Origin of the sequence: Ekhidna lutea (genome assembly GCF_900188325.1) — a bacterium.
Classification (GTDB): domain Bacteria; phylum Bacteroidota; class Bacteroidia; order Cytophagales; family Cyclobacteriaceae; genus Ekhidna; species Ekhidna lutea.
Window position 1 is genome coordinate 351,386 of the sequence record NZ_FZPD01000002.1, and the last position, 17,584, is coordinate 368,969.

General features: G+C 39.0%; 12 protein-coding genes. 9 read left to right on the forward strand and 3 right to left on the reverse strand.

Annotation, left to right across the window (positions count from 1 at the left end; all coding sequences use genetic code 11):
- Positions 1-86: 86 nt before the first annotated feature.
- Positions 87-971: a 30S ribosomal protein S6--L-glutamate ligase gene (gene rimK, locus CHB71_RS05395; protein WP_089355881.1), complete on the reverse strand. Its 885-nt coding sequence runs from the start codon at positions 969-971 to the stop codon at positions 87-89.
- Positions 972-1,159: 188 nt separating this feature from the next.
- Between rimK and tyrS the strand changes: the two genes are divergently transcribed.
- Positions 1,160-2,434 carry a tyrosine--tRNA ligase gene (gene tyrS / locus CHB71_RS05400; RefSeq protein ID WP_089355882.1) on the forward strand — a complete coding sequence of 425 codons (1,275 nt, stop codon included), beginning with the start codon at positions 1,160-1,162 and terminating at the stop codon, positions 2,432-2,434.
- On the opposite strand, the gene CHB71_RS05405 is transcribed toward tyrS, so the two are convergent.
- Positions 2,431-3,513: an AI-2E family transporter gene (locus tag CHB71_RS05405; RefSeq protein WP_089355883.1), complete on the reverse strand. Its 1,083-nt coding sequence runs from the start codon at positions 3,511-3,513 to the stop codon at positions 2,431-2,433. The genes tyrS and CHB71_RS05405 overlap by 4 nt on opposite strands.
- Positions 3,514-3,578: 65 nt before the next feature.
- Between CHB71_RS05405 and CHB71_RS05410 the strand changes: the two genes are divergently transcribed.
- Together CHB71_RS05410 and CHB71_RS05415 are read left to right on the forward strand one after the other, a co-directional pair.
- The gene (locus CHB71_RS05410; protein WP_089355884.1) at positions 3,579-4,151 is read left to right on the forward strand and encodes a hypothetical protein; all 573 of its coding nucleotides are present in this window, start codon (positions 3,579-3,581) and stop codon (positions 4,149-4,151) included.
- A 22-nt stretch (positions 4,152-4,173) separates the two neighbouring features.
- Positions 4,174-5,508 (forward strand): T9SS type A sorting domain-containing protein, encoded by a 1,335-nt coding sequence (locus CHB71_RS05415; protein WP_089355885.1) that lies wholly within the window; start codon positions 4,174-4,176, stop codon positions 5,506-5,508.
- Positions 5,509-5,511: 3 nt separating this feature from the next.
- Here the strand turns inward: CHB71_RS05415 and CHB71_RS05420 are convergent, their stop codons facing one another.
- Positions 5,512-5,925: an OmpA family protein gene (locus CHB71_RS05420; RefSeq protein WP_179213315.1), complete on the reverse strand. Its 414-nt coding sequence runs from the start codon at positions 5,923-5,925 to the stop codon at positions 5,512-5,514.
- 136 nt (positions 5,926-6,061) lie between these two features.
- On the opposite strand from CHB71_RS05420, the gene CHB71_RS05425 reads away from it, so the two are divergent.
- The 6 genes from CHB71_RS05425 (at position 6,062) to CHB71_RS05450 (ending at position 17,562) form a co-directional block, all read left to right on the forward strand.
- On the forward strand, positions 6,062-9,298 hold the full coding sequence (locus CHB71_RS05425) for a WD40/YVTN/BNR-like repeat-containing protein (RefSeq protein WP_089355887.1): 3,237 nt from the start codon (positions 6,062-6,064) through the stop codon (positions 9,296-9,298).
- A gap of 58 nt (positions 9,299-9,356) precedes the next feature.
- A complete protein-coding gene (locus CHB71_RS05430) occupies positions 9,357-11,720 on the forward strand; it encodes a penicillin acylase family protein (RefSeq protein WP_089355888.1) in 2,364 nt (787 codons plus the stop codon).
- A 65-nt stretch (positions 11,721-11,785) separates the two neighbouring features.
- On the forward strand, positions 11,786-12,610 hold the full coding sequence (locus CHB71_RS05435) for a prohibitin family protein (RefSeq protein ID WP_089355889.1): 825 nt from the start codon (positions 11,786-11,788) through the stop codon (positions 12,608-12,610).
- A gap of 69 nt (positions 12,611-12,679) precedes the next feature.
- Complete coding sequence (locus CHB71_RS05440) at positions 12,680-13,966, forward strand: citrate synthase (protein WP_089355890.1); 1,287 nt, start codon at positions 12,680-12,682, stop codon at positions 13,964-13,966.
- A 109-nt stretch (positions 13,967-14,075) separates the two neighbouring features.
- Positions 14,076-16,838: a sensor histidine kinase gene (locus CHB71_RS05445; protein WP_179213316.1), complete on the forward strand. Its 2,763-nt coding sequence runs from the start codon at positions 14,076-14,078 to the stop codon at positions 16,836-16,838.
- Between the two features lie 7 nt (positions 16,839-16,845).
- Entirely contained in the window at positions 16,846-17,562 is a 717-nt protein-coding gene (locus tag CHB71_RS05450; RefSeq protein WP_089355892.1) for a LytR/AlgR family response regulator transcription factor, read from the forward strand.
- The last annotated feature ends 22 nt before the right edge of the window (positions 17,563-17,584 follow it).

Below are 17,584 nucleotides of genomic sequence, written 5' to 3' on the forward strand. Positions count from 1 at the left end.
TTTTTTATGACGTGTTAATTATTAGCGAAGAACATAATTCCCAACAGCATCAATTGACCGTAATGACATGATTATCAGCCGATTAACTAATCATCGTAATCAGCATTTCGCTCTATATATTTGATAATCTCTCCTGCAATGTTTTTTCCGGTTGCTGCTTCTATTCCTTCTAATCCAGGTGAAGAATTCACTTCCAAAATTAAAGGCCCCCTCTCCGACTGCAACATATCTACACCTGCAACTCCAAGTCCCATTGCTTTAGCTGCTTTCAATGCAGCGCGTTCTTCCGCATCAGAAAGTTCGATAATATTTGCCGATCCTCCTCTGTGTAAATTTGACCTAAACTCTCCTTCTTTCCCCTGACGCTTCATAGCTCCTATGACTCGATCACCAATAATAAAGACACGTATATCAGCACCTCCGGCTTCTTTGATAAACTCCTGAACAATCACTCGAGCTTGTAATCCATTGAATGCTTCCAAAACGGATTCAGCAGCCTTTTGAGTTTCCGCAAGTACAACACCCAGCCCCTGCGTTCCTTCAAGTAACTTAATGACACATGGAGCACCACCAACTGCATTAATCGGTGTGCTTACATCTTTTGAATAATTAGTGAAGACTGTTTTTGGAAGTCCTAAACCAGCTCTTGAAAGGATTTGCAAACTACGGAGCTTATCTCTTGACCGAACCAGTGCAATTGACTCTGTGGTCGAAAACACATTCATCATTTCAAACTGACGAACAACTGCGGTTCCATAAAAAGTAACAGAGGCACCAATGCGAGGAATAATAGCATGGACATCAGTAATGTTTTCTCCTTTATAGTAAACCTTGGGTTTCTTCTTTTCGATTTCAATCGAACATTTGCTGTGATCAATCACAATCATTTCATGTCCCTTTTTCTCACCCGCTTCTATAAGTCGTTTGGTTGAATACAGCTTAGGGTTTCTGGAAAGTACTGCTATTCGCATGATGAATTTTTTTCGCTATTGTTTTGAATTAAGACAAATATATGTCGTGAAGGACACCAAGCTGCCTTAATTGCAGCCAACTTTTAAATTATATCTCATAGTAACCGATGAAATATGATAAAGAACCATCAATATTGTTGAACCTGATATTGATCCCTCCTATTTTTGCCGATCACTAATTGAACACGATGAAAGATTTTGTAGAAGAGTTGAAATGGAGGGGTATGGTACACGATATCATGCCCGGAACACAGGACGAACTGAATAAAGGCATGACGGCTGCCTATATTGGTTTTGATCCTACCGCAGACTCACTGCATATCGGTAACATGGTTCAAATCATGACTTTGGTCCATTTCCAAAGATGCGGACATAAGCCGTTAGCTCTGGTTGGCGGTGCAACGGGGATGGTTGGAGATCCATCCGGTAAATCATCTGAACGAAATTTGCTGGATGAAGAAACACTCAATCACAACCTTTCTTGTGTAAAAGCTCAACTTGAAAACTTCCTATCCTTTGAAGGTGAGAATGCTGCTGAAGTAGTAAATAATTACGATTGGTTCAAAGATTTCAATTTTCTGGAATTCATAAGGGATGTTGGCAAGCACATCACGGTCAATTATATGATGGCCAAAGACTCAGTAAAATCCAGACTGGAAACAGGTCTTTCGTTTACTGAATTTTCATATCAGCTGGTTCAGGGCTATGACTTTTACTATCTATGGAAGCATAAAGGTGCCAAGCTTCAGCTTGGAGGATCCGACCAATGGGGAAACATTGTTACGGGTACAGAACTTATTCGTAGAAAAGAACAAGGTGAAGCATTCGCCATGACTACCCCCCTAATAACCAAAGCAGATGGTTCCAAATTCGGTAAATCTGAAGGGGGCAATATCTGGCTGGATGCAGAAAAGACTTCTCCGTATAAGTTTTATCAATATTGGATTAACTCATCGGATGAAGACGTTGAGAAATACATCAAAATCTTCAGCCTGAAAGAGCGAAAAGAGATTGAAGGGTTAATAGGTGAGCACAAAGAAGCACCTCATCAGCGTTTACTACAGCGTACCCTTGCCGAAGAATTAACTGAACGAGTACATTCTAAAACTGACTTAGATACTGCCATTAAAGCAAGTTCAATCCTCTTTGGTAAATCCACTACTGAAGATTTGGAAAGTCTTGATGAGAAGACGCTGCTTCAGGTTTTTGAAGGCGTTCCGCAAACTGAAGTAAGCAAAGCTGCCCTTGGTAGTGATGCCACAACATTCCTAAGTGAGACTACACAAAACATAATCTTCAAGTCGAAAGGTGAAGCTAGAAAGATGATTCAGGGTGGTGGCGTAAGTATCAATAAAACAAAAGTTACAGCACCTGACCAGTCAGTGGATTTTAGCCTGCTTCAGGATAAATACTTGTTAGCTCAGCGAGGAAAGAAGAATTACTATTTGATTAAGGTGGTTTAGCGAACTTTCTTCACCAACTGTTTCTTCTCCATCAATCGAACCAACACACCTGCGTCTGACATGTTCTCGAGAATTACCTTAAAGAGAAAAGTTAATGGTACGGCTAACAACATACCTGCTGTTCCCCAAAGGAATGCCCAGAATACAAATCCAAATAGAACCGAAACAGTATTCATTGAGAAAGAATCACCCATCAATTTTGGCTCAATGATATTTCCCATAATCAGCTGTACCCCCTCCAGGCAAAAGAAAATTACAAGCACTTGAGATACTGAACTGGAATCAATAATGCCCAAGACAAGCGGTGGAACAATTGCTATAAGTGAACCTATATATGGAATGTAGTTGAGCACAAAGGCTAGAAAACCCCATAATAAGGCATAATCAATTCCAAATAGTAAGCATACAATTCCAACACCAACCCCAGTCATCATGCTTACAAGCGTTTTTACTTTGATGTATGATCCCACAGAATCTTTAATTCTATTAAATACCTTAAGTGACTTTTCTTTGTTCTTGTTCTCATTACCAACCAGGTAAGTAATAGTGGAATCATATTGAGTAATTGCGCCAAGAAGGCCAGCAAAATAAAGAATGGTCATTAGCAGTTCAGCCGCCATACCACTGAGGCTATTAATAAATGATCCTGATGCGGACCAGAATTGTCCCGTCTGCACCATTTCAACTACAAGTTCTCGCAATTCACCTCTTTTAAATGTGACACCAAAATAGGCTGTATAGTCATTTATAAAAGGTCTTAAATCATTCGAAATACTTTCCAGTATCGTTTCACTGTTTTCTACCAGCGCCTGTATGACATTAAATATTCCAAACCCAATAAAGAAAAAGACTGCCATCGTTAAAATGGTAGTAATGGCAATACTTATATTAACGGATAGAAATCGCTGTAAAAAATGAACAAGCGGTTGAAACAGAACGGCAAAAAACAAAGCAAAGAATAGCGGCACCAATAAGTTTGCTAATTCCCTCATTAGGTACAGGGTAGCAATACCTAAAAAAATCATGAGGATAATTTTGATGTGTCGCAGCGAGCGTTCCATTTCTGATTGTGAACTCATACCCGCAAAATAATTGAATTAAAACAGGAAACGGCTATCTTTAAAAAGATTCAAAATTCACAGATATGAAAAATCTTGTTTCACTCTCATTTATTCTACTCATTGTTAGCTGTACCGGACAGGAAATTCCTGATAAAGAATACCAAATTGAAACCGCCGTACTAGCTGCTCCGGAACATCAAAGAGAAGGGTCAACTGTTTTGGGTTTTAACTCAGATGGTGAATTGATGACGCTCAGAGAAGGAACTAATGAATTTGTGTGCATTGCAGATGATCCCGGAAAAGATGGATTTAGTGTTGCCGCATATCATAAAAGCCTGGAGCCATTTATGACCCGTGGAAGAGAGCTGAAAGCACAAGGGCTTGATTTTAAGCAAGTGTTTGATAAACGCGAAGAAGAAGTAAAAGCCGGAACGCTGGAGATGCCCGATAGGGCCACTCTTTATGTTACTACCGGTGACCCAAACGAAGAAACAGGTGAGATCGACAACCTTTACACACGCTATGTGATATACATCCCATATGCGACAGAAGAAAGTACCGGCATGCCGCTCAGTCCTCCGGCACCAGGAGCTCCCTGGATTATGGACCCGGGCACCCATAGAGCCCATATCATGATTAATCCGCCGAAGAAGTAGGTATAATATTTCAGAAGTTTAAATGGAAACTGGCATTACCTTAAAGAAGCTTGCTTTTATACTACTTTCTTTAACATCAGGAATACTACTTTGTCAAGATTTCTCCAATCAAGATAATGTCTCAGGTCAATTCACACACAAGCTCACTAAAATTTCATATGGCGACTTTGTTCAGGAGTTTGAATATAATAATCACGGGCTAATTGTTAAAGAATTAAGTTATGATTCAAATAGCTCAAAAACGATAAAATACATATACAATGACCATGCTAAAGTTGCTTTAATTGAAGAAACAGATTGCTCACTTTCAGCTCCTTGTGAAACAACAGAAACAGTTTACGAATATGATCTAGACGGATATATTTCTCTGGCTAGGCAATACACAGACAATACCGATTATACGGTCGTAACAGTATATCGCCGAAATAGTGATGGCAATCCTACTATTGTAATGAGTACATACTCAGAAATAACAACTAGTGGTGATTTAATCGAATCAACAAGAAGGCAACTTTTTGAGTATGATTCATTAAAAAGGAAAATAAAACACACCAATCAATATTTATCCCAGACAACATCCAATTGGATCACCAATAGCACGGATCAATATGCATATACTGAAAAAACCACTGAAGTAGTCTCAAGTATAGCAAGTTCAAAATTTAAAGTATTACGTTCATACAACACCCCAAATAAGGAATTATTGGTGAACTCCAAAACTTATGAATGGTTAGATGCTTCTGATGAATGGGGCCTGATTAGTGCGTTTGAATTGGAGTTAGATGAGAATGATAACCCTATCGAATCCCTACAATATGAGTGGAGTTATAAGAGTGACAAATTAGTGCCCTGGCAGAAAATGGATTTTATATATGACGAAGCAGGAAATATTACTCGCAAAGCAGTCTGGTCATTTTCGGAAAATGAGCAGACTTGGACGCGACATTACATTGACAAATATTCATATAAAAAAGGGCTTTATTTTAACCAAGTGGCTGGTGCGCATTGGGTCTCTCGTCTTTATGGAAACATAATGCCTGCAAGTCGCAATCGATCAATATGGAATGGGGAATGGGAGGCCAGCTCAGAAATTCAATATTTTTATCAGGCTTTAAGTCTTGCCAAAGAAGATATAAGTTTAGTATATCCAAACCCAGCATCCAGTATCGTTTCATTCGACCTTTCCAATAGCAACGAAGCTCAATTAATCCTTTATGACGCTCAGGGAGCCAATGTGGTAGAACAAACAATTCAAACATCTCGGTCGATTTCAATTCAAGACCTCAAAAAAGGTACATACTATTATAGGATTGTCACAGAAGGTAATGTTCAGACAGGAAAGCTTATCAAGGATTAGTCATCACATAACAACCGGCCAGAAAATAATATCTACCCTCCTGTTCTTACGCCTGCCTTCCCAGGTGTTGTTGTCATATACAGGATTAAACTGACCAAAGTCACGCTTCTCAATTTGATTGGATTTAAACTCAAGGTTGAGCAACTTTTGAATCACCGCATCACCCCTCATTTCAGATAACCATTCATTATAAGCCGCTCCTCCAATATTATCAGTGTGGCTGTGAATAGTAATCGTATAATCTCGGATATCCTTTACTGAATCAACCAGTTGTTGTAGTTCTTCAAACTGATATTCATCTACATAATAACTACCTCCCCCAAAGTAAATGCTCTTTAGAATATAAGCCTCAGGCTGATCTTGAGACTTGGTAACAAGTGCTGAGAAAGCTAAAAGTGTGAAGATAAGGGTTCGCACAATAGTTAATAAACGATCGTATTGACTCCTTGTTTCGAGTATTTATATGATCAATCTGCCATTCATCAATTATTCCATTTATACTATACATCTTCCTTTATAAATTACTGGCACTCTTAACTGAAACCTATAAGATATGAAGTACAAATTACTAAGTATGCTTCTTGCACTCGGCACAGTGGCTTTTGCCCAAAAGCTGGACATGGAAGCTTTTAAAAATATGGCGCCTAGAAATATCGGCCCTGCAGGTATGTCAGGAAGAATCACAGCTATTGATGTGGTGACCGATGAACCTGACATGATGTATGTTGGATCTGCATCTGGTGGAGTTTGGAAATCCACTAGTGGAGGAATCGATTGGAAGCCGATCTTCAATGATCAAACCACAGCTTCTATTGGAGCGGTTGCCATACAGCAATCAAATCCATCTGTCGTTTGGGTAGGAACTGGCGAAGGAAATCCAAGAAACTCACTCAATGGTGGGGATGGCATTTACCGAACCCTTGATGGAGGAAAAAACTGGCAAAAGATGGGATTAGAAAAAACCCGTCATATCCATCGAATCATCATTCACCCGGACGATCCAAACACCATTTATGTTGGAGCTATAGGCTCTCCTTGGGGTGAACATGAAGAACGTGGTGTTTATAAAACCACCGATGGAGGTCAAACATGGAATCGCATTTTATTTACAAACATCCGATCAGGGGCAGCCGAACTGGTAATGGACCCTACTAATCCTAATAAGTTGATTGCAGCAATGTGGGAACACAAAAGAGACCCATGGTTCTTCAAGTCCGGCGGATCAGGTTCTGGTCTTTATGTAACTCATGATGGTGGAAAGACCTGGGAGCAGCGAACAGATGAAGATGGGTTGCCAAAAGGTGAGTTGGGTCGTATCGGTCTTGCTATAGCACCTTCAATGCCAAACGTGGTTTATGCCTTGATTGAATCTAAGAAAAACGCACTTTATCGCTCAGATGATGGCGGTTTCAAGTGGAAGAAAATTAATGACAACAGTGATATTGGAAATCGTCCCTTCTACTATCATGAAATATATGTAGACCCAGTTAACGAAAATCGTGTCTACAGCATTTTCACTTACGTGAACGTTTCTGTAGATGGTGGAAAATCCTTTTCTCAGCTTATGGGAGCATACGGTGTTGATAACGGTGTGCACCCCGATCACCATGCATGGTACATTCACCCGGAAGATCCTAACTTCATGATGGATGGTAATGATGGTGGATTGAATATCACTCGAGACAGAGGTGAGACCTGGAGGTTTGTAGAAAACCTACCCGTAGGCCAGTTTTATCACATAAACGTTGACAATGAAACACCATACAATGTGTACGGAGGAATGCAGGACAATGGATCATGGGCCGGGCCAGCCTACGTTTGGAAAGCACAGGGAATAAGAAACCACTACTGGCAAGAAATTTCATTTGGTGACGGATTTGATGTACTTCCAGATCCAAGAGATAGTCGTTATGGTATTTCTACTTCGCAACAGGGTTATGCAGCGATCTATGACAGAAAAACAGGTTACAATGAAATGGTTCGACCTACTTATCCGGAAGGAGATGTAGAGTTACGTTTCAATTGGAATGTAGGGATGGCAAGAGATCCTCAGGAGCCTTCAACGGTTTACTTTGGAAGCCAGTTCGTTCACAAAAGTATAGATGGAGGACAAAACTGGGAGATCATCTCCCCTGACCTGACTACCAATGATCCTGAAAAACAAAAGCAAGGAGAAAGCGGTGGACTTACAATGGATGCTACAGGAGCTGAAAACTATTGCACAGTAATTGTGATTGAGCCATCTCCACTAAACTCTGATCTACTTTGGGTAGGTACAGATGATGGAAACGTTCAAATCTCAAGAAATGGTGGTGACACCTGGACCAATGTAGGTGGAAATCTTCCAGGCCTTCCTAAGGGGACATGGATTACTCAGATCAAACCATCTAACAAAAATGAAGGTGAAGCTCTTTTGGTGGCCAACGATTACAGACGATTTAATTATGAGCCATATGCATACAGAACCAGGGACTATGGTCAAACCTGGGAACGAATTGTTGATGGAAACGATGCAGTGAGCTACGCTTTATCCATCGTTGAAGATCCAGTTGAATCTCGATTGATGTTTCTCGGTACCGATGATGGCTTATATGTAAGTGTAGATGCTGGTTCCAACTGGACAAAATGGGACTCGGAAGGATTCCCAACAACCAATGCTTATGATATGGTTATTCACCCGGAAGAACATGATCTTGTGATTGGAACATTTGGGCGATCTATTTGGGTAATGGATGATATCCGACCTTTGAGAGAGATTGCAACAAATGGATCTTCCACATTATCAAAAACACTCAATGTATATGACCCACCGGTAGCGTATGTTGCTTCTAACCAACAGCCAAAAGGATCTCGGTTTGGTGGAGATGCGCTTTATAATGGAGAAAATCGTCCTTATGGAGCTATGTTGAGCTATTCAATCAATCGTCCGGAGGAAGAAAAAAAGGACGATGAAGAAGAGGACAGAAAAAGTAAAAAGAGAAAGAAGAATGAGGAACCTGAAGAAGAGGAAAAAGATGATGAAGAGAAGGTTTCATATGACTCTATTACCGTAGAAATCATTAATGGCTCTGAAGTCATTCGAACATTAAAATCAAAAGCACCTGAAGAAAATGGTATACACAGAACCTTTTGGTATATGGATGAGAAAGGCACGGATAGAATGAGCAGAAGAGATCGAAGAGGAAATCGTGAACCTGGTGGTGTAACAGTTCTTCCAGGATCATATAAAGTACGATTCACTTTTGGTGACCAGAAGGATTCAACAAATATTGAAGTGAAATATGATCCAAGAATCACAATATCTGATGCTGCTATTCGAGCCCAGTACAATGCGCTAAAAGATTTGGAATCTAAATATGCAATGGGCGTCAAGGCAGTAGATCGCCTGAAAGAAAGCATCGATATAGCTAAAGGCATTCAGAAGGATTTGAAGGAAAAGGATAAGGAAGGATACAAAGAGCAAATCAAGCTGTGTAAAACTACCATTGATACGCTGAATAGTATGCTAGATGTGTTTCTTGGCGAAGAAGATGATCGGCAGGGAATTACAAGAGGTACTCCTAACAGTGTGAGCAATTCTTATGGCTCTGCAAGGTGGTACACATCAAACGCCCTTCATGCACCGGATGAGACTGAGAATAAACTCATCAAGAAATTTGAAGATGACCTGGCTGAAGCCATGGATATGGTGAATGGATACTTCAACGAAAAATGGCCAGATTTCCGGTCAGATGTTGAAGGTCTTGATACCTCACCGTTTAAAGACTATGAAGAAATAAAAGAAGAGTAATCATTTAAAAGCCGCCTCATATGAGGCGGCTTTTTTATTTTACCTCAAAATCCCGTCAATGAAAGTAGTAAAAATTGCCTTAGTGGTAGTGCTCCTCCTTATCCTCGGTGCAGCAGGATATTACGTATACCTCAAAAATTCTCTTACCCCTTCCTATTCCGGAGACACACCCCTCAATGGGCTCTCTGAAAATGTAGATATCTACTTTACCGAATACGGCATACCACATATCTATGCAGATTCTGAAGAAGACAGCTATCGGGCGCTCGGATACATTCATGCAATGGAGCGATTGTGGCAAATGGACCTGCTGCGTCATGTAGGCAGTGGCCGCTTATCAGAGCTATTCGGATCAGATATGGTTGAAGTAGATAAGTTCCTAAGAACGATGGGTTTAAGCACCTATGCCGAATCTTCTTCAATTGAATACCAATCCAGAAATCACGAAAGTCTTCCACTTGTAGAAGCTTACATCGAAGGGATTAACTTTTATATTGAAAATAATCCCAAGCCTTTAGAATACACCTTACTCGGTTTAGATGTTGAGCCGTTCGAGATCCAAAATGTATTTGAAACACTTACTTATATGTCATTTAGCTTTTCGAATGCACACATTACGGACCCTGTTCTTACAGAGCTCTCGCAGCAACTCGACAGTAGCTATTTAGAAGACCTGAATATTTATCACTATCAGGGTGAATCCACTTTACGTTCTTATGATGATAGATATAGTAATTATTCAAAGGCCATAAGTGCTATGCTCCATCAACAAAAAGCACCTGAATTTATTGGAAGTAACAGTTGGGTGCTTTCCGGTAAAAAAACAGAGACTGGTAGCGTAATCCTGGCAAATGATCCACACATTGCCTTTTCTCAACCATCCGTTTGGTATGAGTCACACCTTACTTCCCCAGACAATGAGTATTACGGATACCATATCCCAGGCTCCCCCTTCCCCCTATTGATGCATTCAGATCGACAGGCAATTGGAATCACCATGTTTGAAAATGATGACATGGATTTCTACATAGAAGAAATACACCCGGAGGATTCCATGATGTACATGCACAAGGGCGAATGGAAAGAGGTGAAACAGCGACCAGAGAAGATCAAGGTAAAAGGTGACGTTCCGGTAACGTTCACCGTAAGATCAACGGTTCATGGTCCTATTGTATCAGATATTCTAAAGGAAGAGCCTCTTCAGGAAATTGTGACGATGCATTGGGTTACGACCAACCATTCCAATTATATGATTGAAGCTATTTACGGATTCATTAATAGCTCAAGTATTGAAGAAATTGAAAATGCGGCTTCTACTATCCATGGCCCGGGTTTAAACATCATGTATGGAGACGCTGAAGGAAACGTAGCTTGGTGGGCTGTGGGTAAGCTCAATAAAAGAAGAAATGAGCAAGCCAGCAAAACATTTTATGATGGATCATTGGGTCTTGATGATCCAGACAGTACCTATTCCTTTCAAAAGAACCCTCATGCTATCAATCCGGATTGGGGATATGTACATAGCGCTAATAATCAACCAGATACGTTAGATGGAGTTGTTTATTCCGGCTATTACCTCCCGGATGATCGTGGTGAACGAATTACTGAAATCATTGATGCTGACTCCACTTTCACTATCGATCAAATGAAATCGATGCTACTCGATGATAAGTCGATGATGCATGAAGCAATTAAGGGGATCATGTTACATGCAATAAAGGATACTGACAAGGTAGAATTGTTAAGAGCACTGATAAAATGGGATGCCACATTCAATAAAGATGATTTCAAGCCACTCATCTTTCAAAAATGGTTGCATGAAATACTACTGGCTTCACAAAAAGATGAAATCGGAGAAGACCTATGGAATACTTACAAAAAGACACATACCTATAAAGTAGCAGCTGAACATTTGATCAAAAATGAGAGATCTAAATGGTGGGATAATGTAGAAACGGAAGCTACTGAACGCAGAAGTGATATCGTTCGACTCGCTTTTGAAAAAACCATTCAAGAGTTGTCGGATAGATGGGGCGAAGACTATACGAAATGGAAATGGGGTGATGTCCATTTACTCACCCATAAGCATGCAACCGGCGATGTACTGAGCTTTTTGAATGTTGGATCATTTGCTGTATCGGGGGGAAATGAAGTGATAAACAATATGGGATATACATATTCAGAAGATTCAGAAAAACAAAGCATACTTTTCGGTCCTTCAACCCGTAGAATTGTAGATTTTGCTGATGTTAGAAACAATAGCTGGAGTATTCTCCCAACCGGTCAATCAGGCAATTATTTCAGCCCACACTATGCTGATCAGGCAGAAATGTATGTCAACGGGGAGTTCAGAAAAATGATGATGGATCATGATTCTATCAAGCTGTCTAAAAATAAATTGATACTGTACCCTGCCGACTGAACCGGAGGTTCGATTGACATGTTACCTTTGTGTCAAAATGAAATCAACAACCTTAATCTAAGAATATGGATAACAGAAAATACTTACCCTTTATTATTATAGGCATCATTGCCTTCGTAGTGTTACTATCTGCTTTTAATCGCATTTTCTATCGAATTGAAGCGTCCGAACGAGCAGTAATTTTTAAAACCTTGTCTGGGGAACTTGAAAAGCAAAACATCATAGGCCCGGGCTGGCACGTAAAAGCTCCCTGGAATGAAAAGTATGTTTATGAAGTTTCAGAAAGCAAAATTGAAGAAACCATGGATGTACTCGATAAAAATGGATTGAGTATCAGTGTAGATGTCACTATCCGGTTTCACCCAAAGTATGACGCTATCGGCACCATTCAGGAAAATTTCAGAGGAGACTACATTCAGCGATTGGTTATTCCGGAAGCTAGATCCACTGTTCGACAGGTGATGGGTAGATATACAGCAGAGGAAATTTACTCAACAAAAAGACCAGAAGTAGAAGCTTCCATCAAAGAAGAAACACGACAAGTGTTAGGTGCGCCAGGTAATGAAGTAGAAATGAAAAGCTTGCTTATCCGATCTATCAAACTTCCCGAGCAGATCAAAACAGCCATTGAAAACAAATTGAAGCAGGAACAAGAAGCGCTCGCTTATGAATTTAGATTAGATAGAGAAAAAAGTGAAGCTGAAAGAAAACGTATTGCTGCAGAAGGAGAAGCGCAAGCAAACAAAATCATCAATAGCAGTTTGACCGATGAGTTATTGAAAATGAGAGGGATTGAAGCGACCATGAATATTGCCAACTCACCCAATTCAAAAGTAATTGTAATTGGAGGAGCTGATGGTGGTCTGCCCCTGATTTTGAATGGCAACTAGCCTTCAAAATCTGGATTTTAATCATTAATTTCGTGGAAATTTTAAATCAGCAAAGAAGAATAAAACAACATGTCAAAAACCGCCCAAATAACCATTGATGGTCAAACCTATGAACTGCCTGTAACAGAAGGGACAGAGCAGGAAAAAGCCATTGACATTAGTGCCTTTAGAGCACAATCCGGAGTAATCACGCTTGACCGTGGATTCAAAAACACTGGATCTTGTGAAAGTGCCATTACATTTCTTGATGGTGAAAAGGGCATTCTTCGATACCGAGGCTACCCCATCGAACAATTGGCTGATAATTCTACCTTTTTGGAAGTCGCTTACTTGCTGATATATGGCGAGCTTCCAAACAAGGCTACTTTTGACAAGTTCGCTGGTGACATTACACACCATACCTTAGTGAATGAGGACATCAAAAAGATTTTGGATGGATTTCCATCTGCAGCTCACCCAATGGGTGTTTTGTCCTCTTTGATTACGGCACAAACTGCCTTCTACCCTAACAGTCTGGATCCAAACAGGTCCAAAGAAGAGACTGAGCTAAGTATCATTCGTTTGCTTGCTAAAATGCCAACGTTTGCTGCCTGGGCGTACAAAAAGAAGGTGGGTCACCCGGTTATCTATCCAAACAACAAGATGGATTACTGTGGCAATTTCCTTAATATGATGTTCTCTCTTCCTGCTGATGAGTATGAGATTGATCCGGTGGTAGCTAAAGCACTAGACAAACTACTCATTCTTCACGCAGATCATGAGCAAAACTGCTCTGCATCTACAGTTCGAATTGTAGGATCATCTCAGGCTAGTTTATGGGCTTCTATTTCAGCTGGAATTAATGCGCTATGGGGCCCACTTCATGGTGGAGCAAATCAGGCGGTAATTGAGATGCTTGAAAACATCAAGGCTGATGGCGGAGATACCAAAAAATGGATGGGGAAAGCCAAAGACAAAGACGATCCATTCAGATTGATGGGCTTTGGTCACAGGGTGTACAAAAATTTTGACCCGAGAGCAAAGATCATTAAGAAAGCAGCTGATGATGTATTAGAAAAGCTGGGCGTACATGATCCGGTTCTTGATATCGCCAAAGGCCTTGAAGAAGAAGCACTTAAGGATCAGTATTTTGTAGACAGAAAGCTTTATCCGAACGTAGATTTCTACTCAGGCATCATTTACAGAGCGTTGGGGATTCCAACAGACATGTTCACAGTAATGTTTGCCCTAGGAAGACTTCCGGGATGGATTGCTCAATGGAAAGAGATGAAAGAAATGGGTGAGCCTATCGGACGTCCAAGACAGGTCTACACTGGAGAAAACGCACGAGATTATATGAATATGGGCAAGAGATAATCTTGTCTTCTCCTTAAAATACGAAACCCTCACGCTAAATTGCCTGAGGGTTTTTTTATGCTCTGAAATGCTTTCAATTATTAAAAAATACCTTATAATATTTTTGTGGTTGCCAGTCATTCAAGGTTATGCGCAACTAACTAGTAAGGTCAATTACACCATTGATGATGGGCTGCCTTCAAACATGGTGTATTGCGTACAGCAGGACAGTACAGGATTTATGTGGTTTGGTACTGATGCCGGTCTGAGCAGATTTGACGGGTACGAATTTATCAATTTTTCTCTGGCAGATGGGCTTCCGGATACCGAAATTTTGAATTTTTTTAAAGATTCCAAATCAAGAATTTGGTTCTATACGCTGAATGGTAAAATCGGATTTCTGCATAAGAATAAGATATTCTCTTCAACTAATACTGAATGGTTGAAAGACCTTGATTTTAATGGAAGAATTACCAGCATCGTTGAGTTTAATGACAAAATCTATTTTGCTGCTCATGATTCAAAAATTAAAATTCTAGAGGGGGGCGATGTTCAAACAGTAGACCTGATTAAAAGTTTCCCATATAGCATATGTGCCTGTAACGATCAGATTTTACTTTTTGGTCAATCAAGTATAAAAAGTCTAGTCACTTCAAAAGTGTTTGACTTTAGAAAAAAGGGCCTAAGGATCAATTACTTCACCTACCCTACCTGTTTTGAAAATATTGTATACTCCATCGATAGAGGTCACCTAAATAACGCAATTTTAACATTTGACACCAAGAAATGGGAACTTAGGCGAAATCCATTGCCAATAAGGAATCGGATTCTTAGCATAGGAAGCTATAAAAAATCGCCTGTTGTTTTTTCAAGAAATGGATCATTCGGTGCACATCTTCAAAGTGATTCATTGCACTTCAGAGAGCATACAAATTTCAAATCCCCGGCATCAATGTATTTTGATAACCAGAATAACACCTGGATTACATCTCTTGAAAAAGGTGTGTATTTTGCCCCGGAGAATAATATTAAGGAAATATCAGATTACACTTTTGTTACTGCCCTTAACAGAATCAACAACCATCTATATGTGGCTCATGAAAAAAATAGAATCACACAAATCAATAAAGAAGGGCAAGAATCAACAATTCAACAATTCGCCAAAAAAAACTGGTTATTCTTTATTTCTAAAGATTCAATAAACAGGCTTTGGGTTGGGCGTGATGACGGAATCTATGTTGACGGAGAGAATATTAGTTACAATGCAATTAGCATATATCACACAGATGCAAGAAGTATTTTAGGCAGCAGAAATTCATACCTCGAGTTTTCAGATGATCTAAAAAATACAGTCAAAAAAGAAATTTTCTCCTATATCCTTGATATTGATAAATACAGAGATACTCTACTATTAGCCACTCACAATGGCCTACTGTATTTTGAAAATGATTCAATTATTCCTTTTCTCAAATCAGATTTGAGCTTTGTACGAGTCAACCAAATGGAAGTTGATAAAAAGAACCGGTTGTGGTTGGCAACTGGAGGCAAAGGTTTGATCAGAATTGGTGGTGAGAGTCCTTTAAGTCTTTCAACAGATCATGGGCTTATCTCAAATTCAATCAATAAAATACTAATAGTAGACTCCACTTTATGGTTAGTCTCTCCAAAGGGCATTATGAAAGTTAATTTTCAGGAATCAAACCCAGAAATTCTTATTCTTGATAAATTAAATGGGTTAACACACGAAAAAATTAATGCCATTGAATGGTTTAATGGTCAAATATACATTGGGACAAATGCAGGGTTACTAGCCTTTCCGGATTCTATAAATTTAAAAGAACGAAATGATTTTCACTTTTTCATTTCTGGCATATACGACGATGAAAGGAGTTTGACAAATAAATTTGACTATGGTTCAGGTTCATTACAAGTAGAGTTCAAAGCGTTAAACTATAAAAATCAATCAAGTCTTTCATACCAATACCAGCTTCTCACAAATAAGGATTCAATATCAAATAATCATTGGATCAATTCAGATATAAATAAAGTTAATTTCTCAACTCTTCGACCCAATGAGTACACCTTCTACGTAAGAGCAAAAACAAAAAATAGTCGTTGGTCCCCTCCTATTAAGTATGAATTTGAGGTCATTCCTCTTTTTTGGCAGAAACTATCGTTCCAAACAGCCTTACTCCTAACTCTTTTAACTATCATTTTTTTGGCAATACGACGATATTATAAATCAAAAACGTCAAGAAAGGATTTAGAAAAAGCTAAAATAAGTGCCGAAATAAAAGCCCTAAAAGCTCAAATTAATCCTCATTTTGTGTTTAATGCACTGAATTCCATTCAATCATTTGTACTGGAGGGTGATTTTGAGAACACTGACGACTATTTGATCAAGTATGGTAAGCTCATGCGCAAAGTTCTTGATCATTCAGAAAGCCTGACTGTTCCTTTGTCTGATGAGTTGGAAATGCTACAGTTATATATTGACCTTGAAAAATTGAGATTTGAAGTTGGATTTGACTTTGAAATTAATGTGAGCGATGAATTAGACCAAAAGTCGATGAAAATACCTTCGATGATTATTCAACCATTTATTGAAAATGCCATTTGGCATGGGCTTTCACCAAAAGAAGGACAAGGTAAAATTCATTTGATGATTACTGTAATTGACGAAATTATTAATATCAATATTTCAGATAATGGTATTGGATTTGAGAATAATGGGGTTTCGGCAACAAATCATGATTCAAAAGGAAGCAATTTAGTTTCTGAAAGATTACAATTAGTTGGTAAAATAAACGGGTTTACTCCAAGAATCAGAATCAGCAGTAAATTGAACGTTGGCACAACGGTCGAAATAGCATTTCCAAAACACCTAAATTAACCTCAAAATGATTAAAGCTTTACTAGTTGATGATGAACCTAGAGCATTAAAGACACTGCAACTTACTTTAGAGAAACATTGTCCTGAAGTAGAGATTTTAGGTACTGCAAATAATATAGTCAATGCATTCAAAATTATCATCGAAAAATCAATCGATTTGATTTTTTTGGATATCAGCATGCCCAATGGATCTGGCTTAGATCTTCAGGAAAAAATTAAAGAAATGGACGTGAAAGTGATTTTCACTACTGCCCATAAGGAACATGCAATAAGTGCTCTACGGCTAGATGCTATAGATTATTTGCTAAAGCCAATAGACAAATCAGAATTGAAAAATGCAATTAATAGATATTTCAACCTTAAGCAGACTCATAAGTCAACTAAGGCAGACAAGGCACAAAGCAGATTAACCATTCATACACAAGAGGGTGTGAATATCATTGATCTTTCAGATATCTTATATGTCGAGTCAGATAAAAATTATAGTATTTTTCATCTCGCGAATAACGATTGTCAAATCGCATCAAAACCACTGGGAACTTATGAAGACCAATTAAAAAAGTTGGGTTTTTTTAGAATCCATCGATCATGTATTGTCAATCTAAATCAGATCTCAAAAATTAAGAGGGGAAAATCTTGTCTTGCTGTCTTAAAAAACAATGTAGAGTTAGAAATTTCAAAAAGTAAAAAAGACCAATTACTCGAAGCTCTGAACAACTTTTAACTCACTTCGTTCAATCAAACCA

Coding starts and splice junctions, on each gene's coding strand:
- tyrS (WP_089355882.1), top strand. CDS start 1,160: ATGAAAGATTTTGTAGAAGAGTTGAAATGGAGGGGTATGGTACACGAT.
- CHB71_RS05405 (WP_089355883.1), bottom strand. CDS start 3,513: ATGAGTTCACAATCAGAAATGGAACGCTCGCTGCGACACATCAAAATT.
- CHB71_RS05430 (WP_089355888.1), top strand. CDS start 9,357: ATGAAAGTAGTAAAAATTGCCTTAGTGGTAGTGCTCCTCCTTATCCTC.
- CHB71_RS05410 (WP_089355884.1), top strand. CDS start 3,579: ATGAAAAATCTTGTTTCACTCTCATTTATTCTACTCATTGTTAGCTGT.
- CHB71_RS05415 (WP_089355885.1), top strand. CDS start 4,174: ATGGAAACTGGCATTACCTTAAAGAAGCTTGCTTTTATACTACTTTCT.
- CHB71_RS05450 (WP_089355892.1), top strand. CDS start 16,846: ATGATTAAAGCTTTACTAGTTGATGATGAACCTAGAGCATTAAAGACA.
- CHB71_RS05425 (WP_089355887.1), top strand. CDS start 6,062: ATGAAGTACAAATTACTAAGTATGCTTCTTGCACTCGGCACAGTGGCT.
- rimK (WP_089355881.1), bottom strand. CDS start 971: ATGCGAATAGCAGTACTTTCCAGAAACCCTAAGCTGTATTCAACCAAA.
- CHB71_RS05440 (WP_089355890.1), top strand. CDS start 12,680: ATGTCAAAAACCGCCCAAATAACCATTGATGGTCAAACCTATGAACTG.
- CHB71_RS05435 (WP_089355889.1), top strand. CDS start 11,786: ATGGATAACAGAAAATACTTACCCTTTATTATTATAGGCATCATTGCC.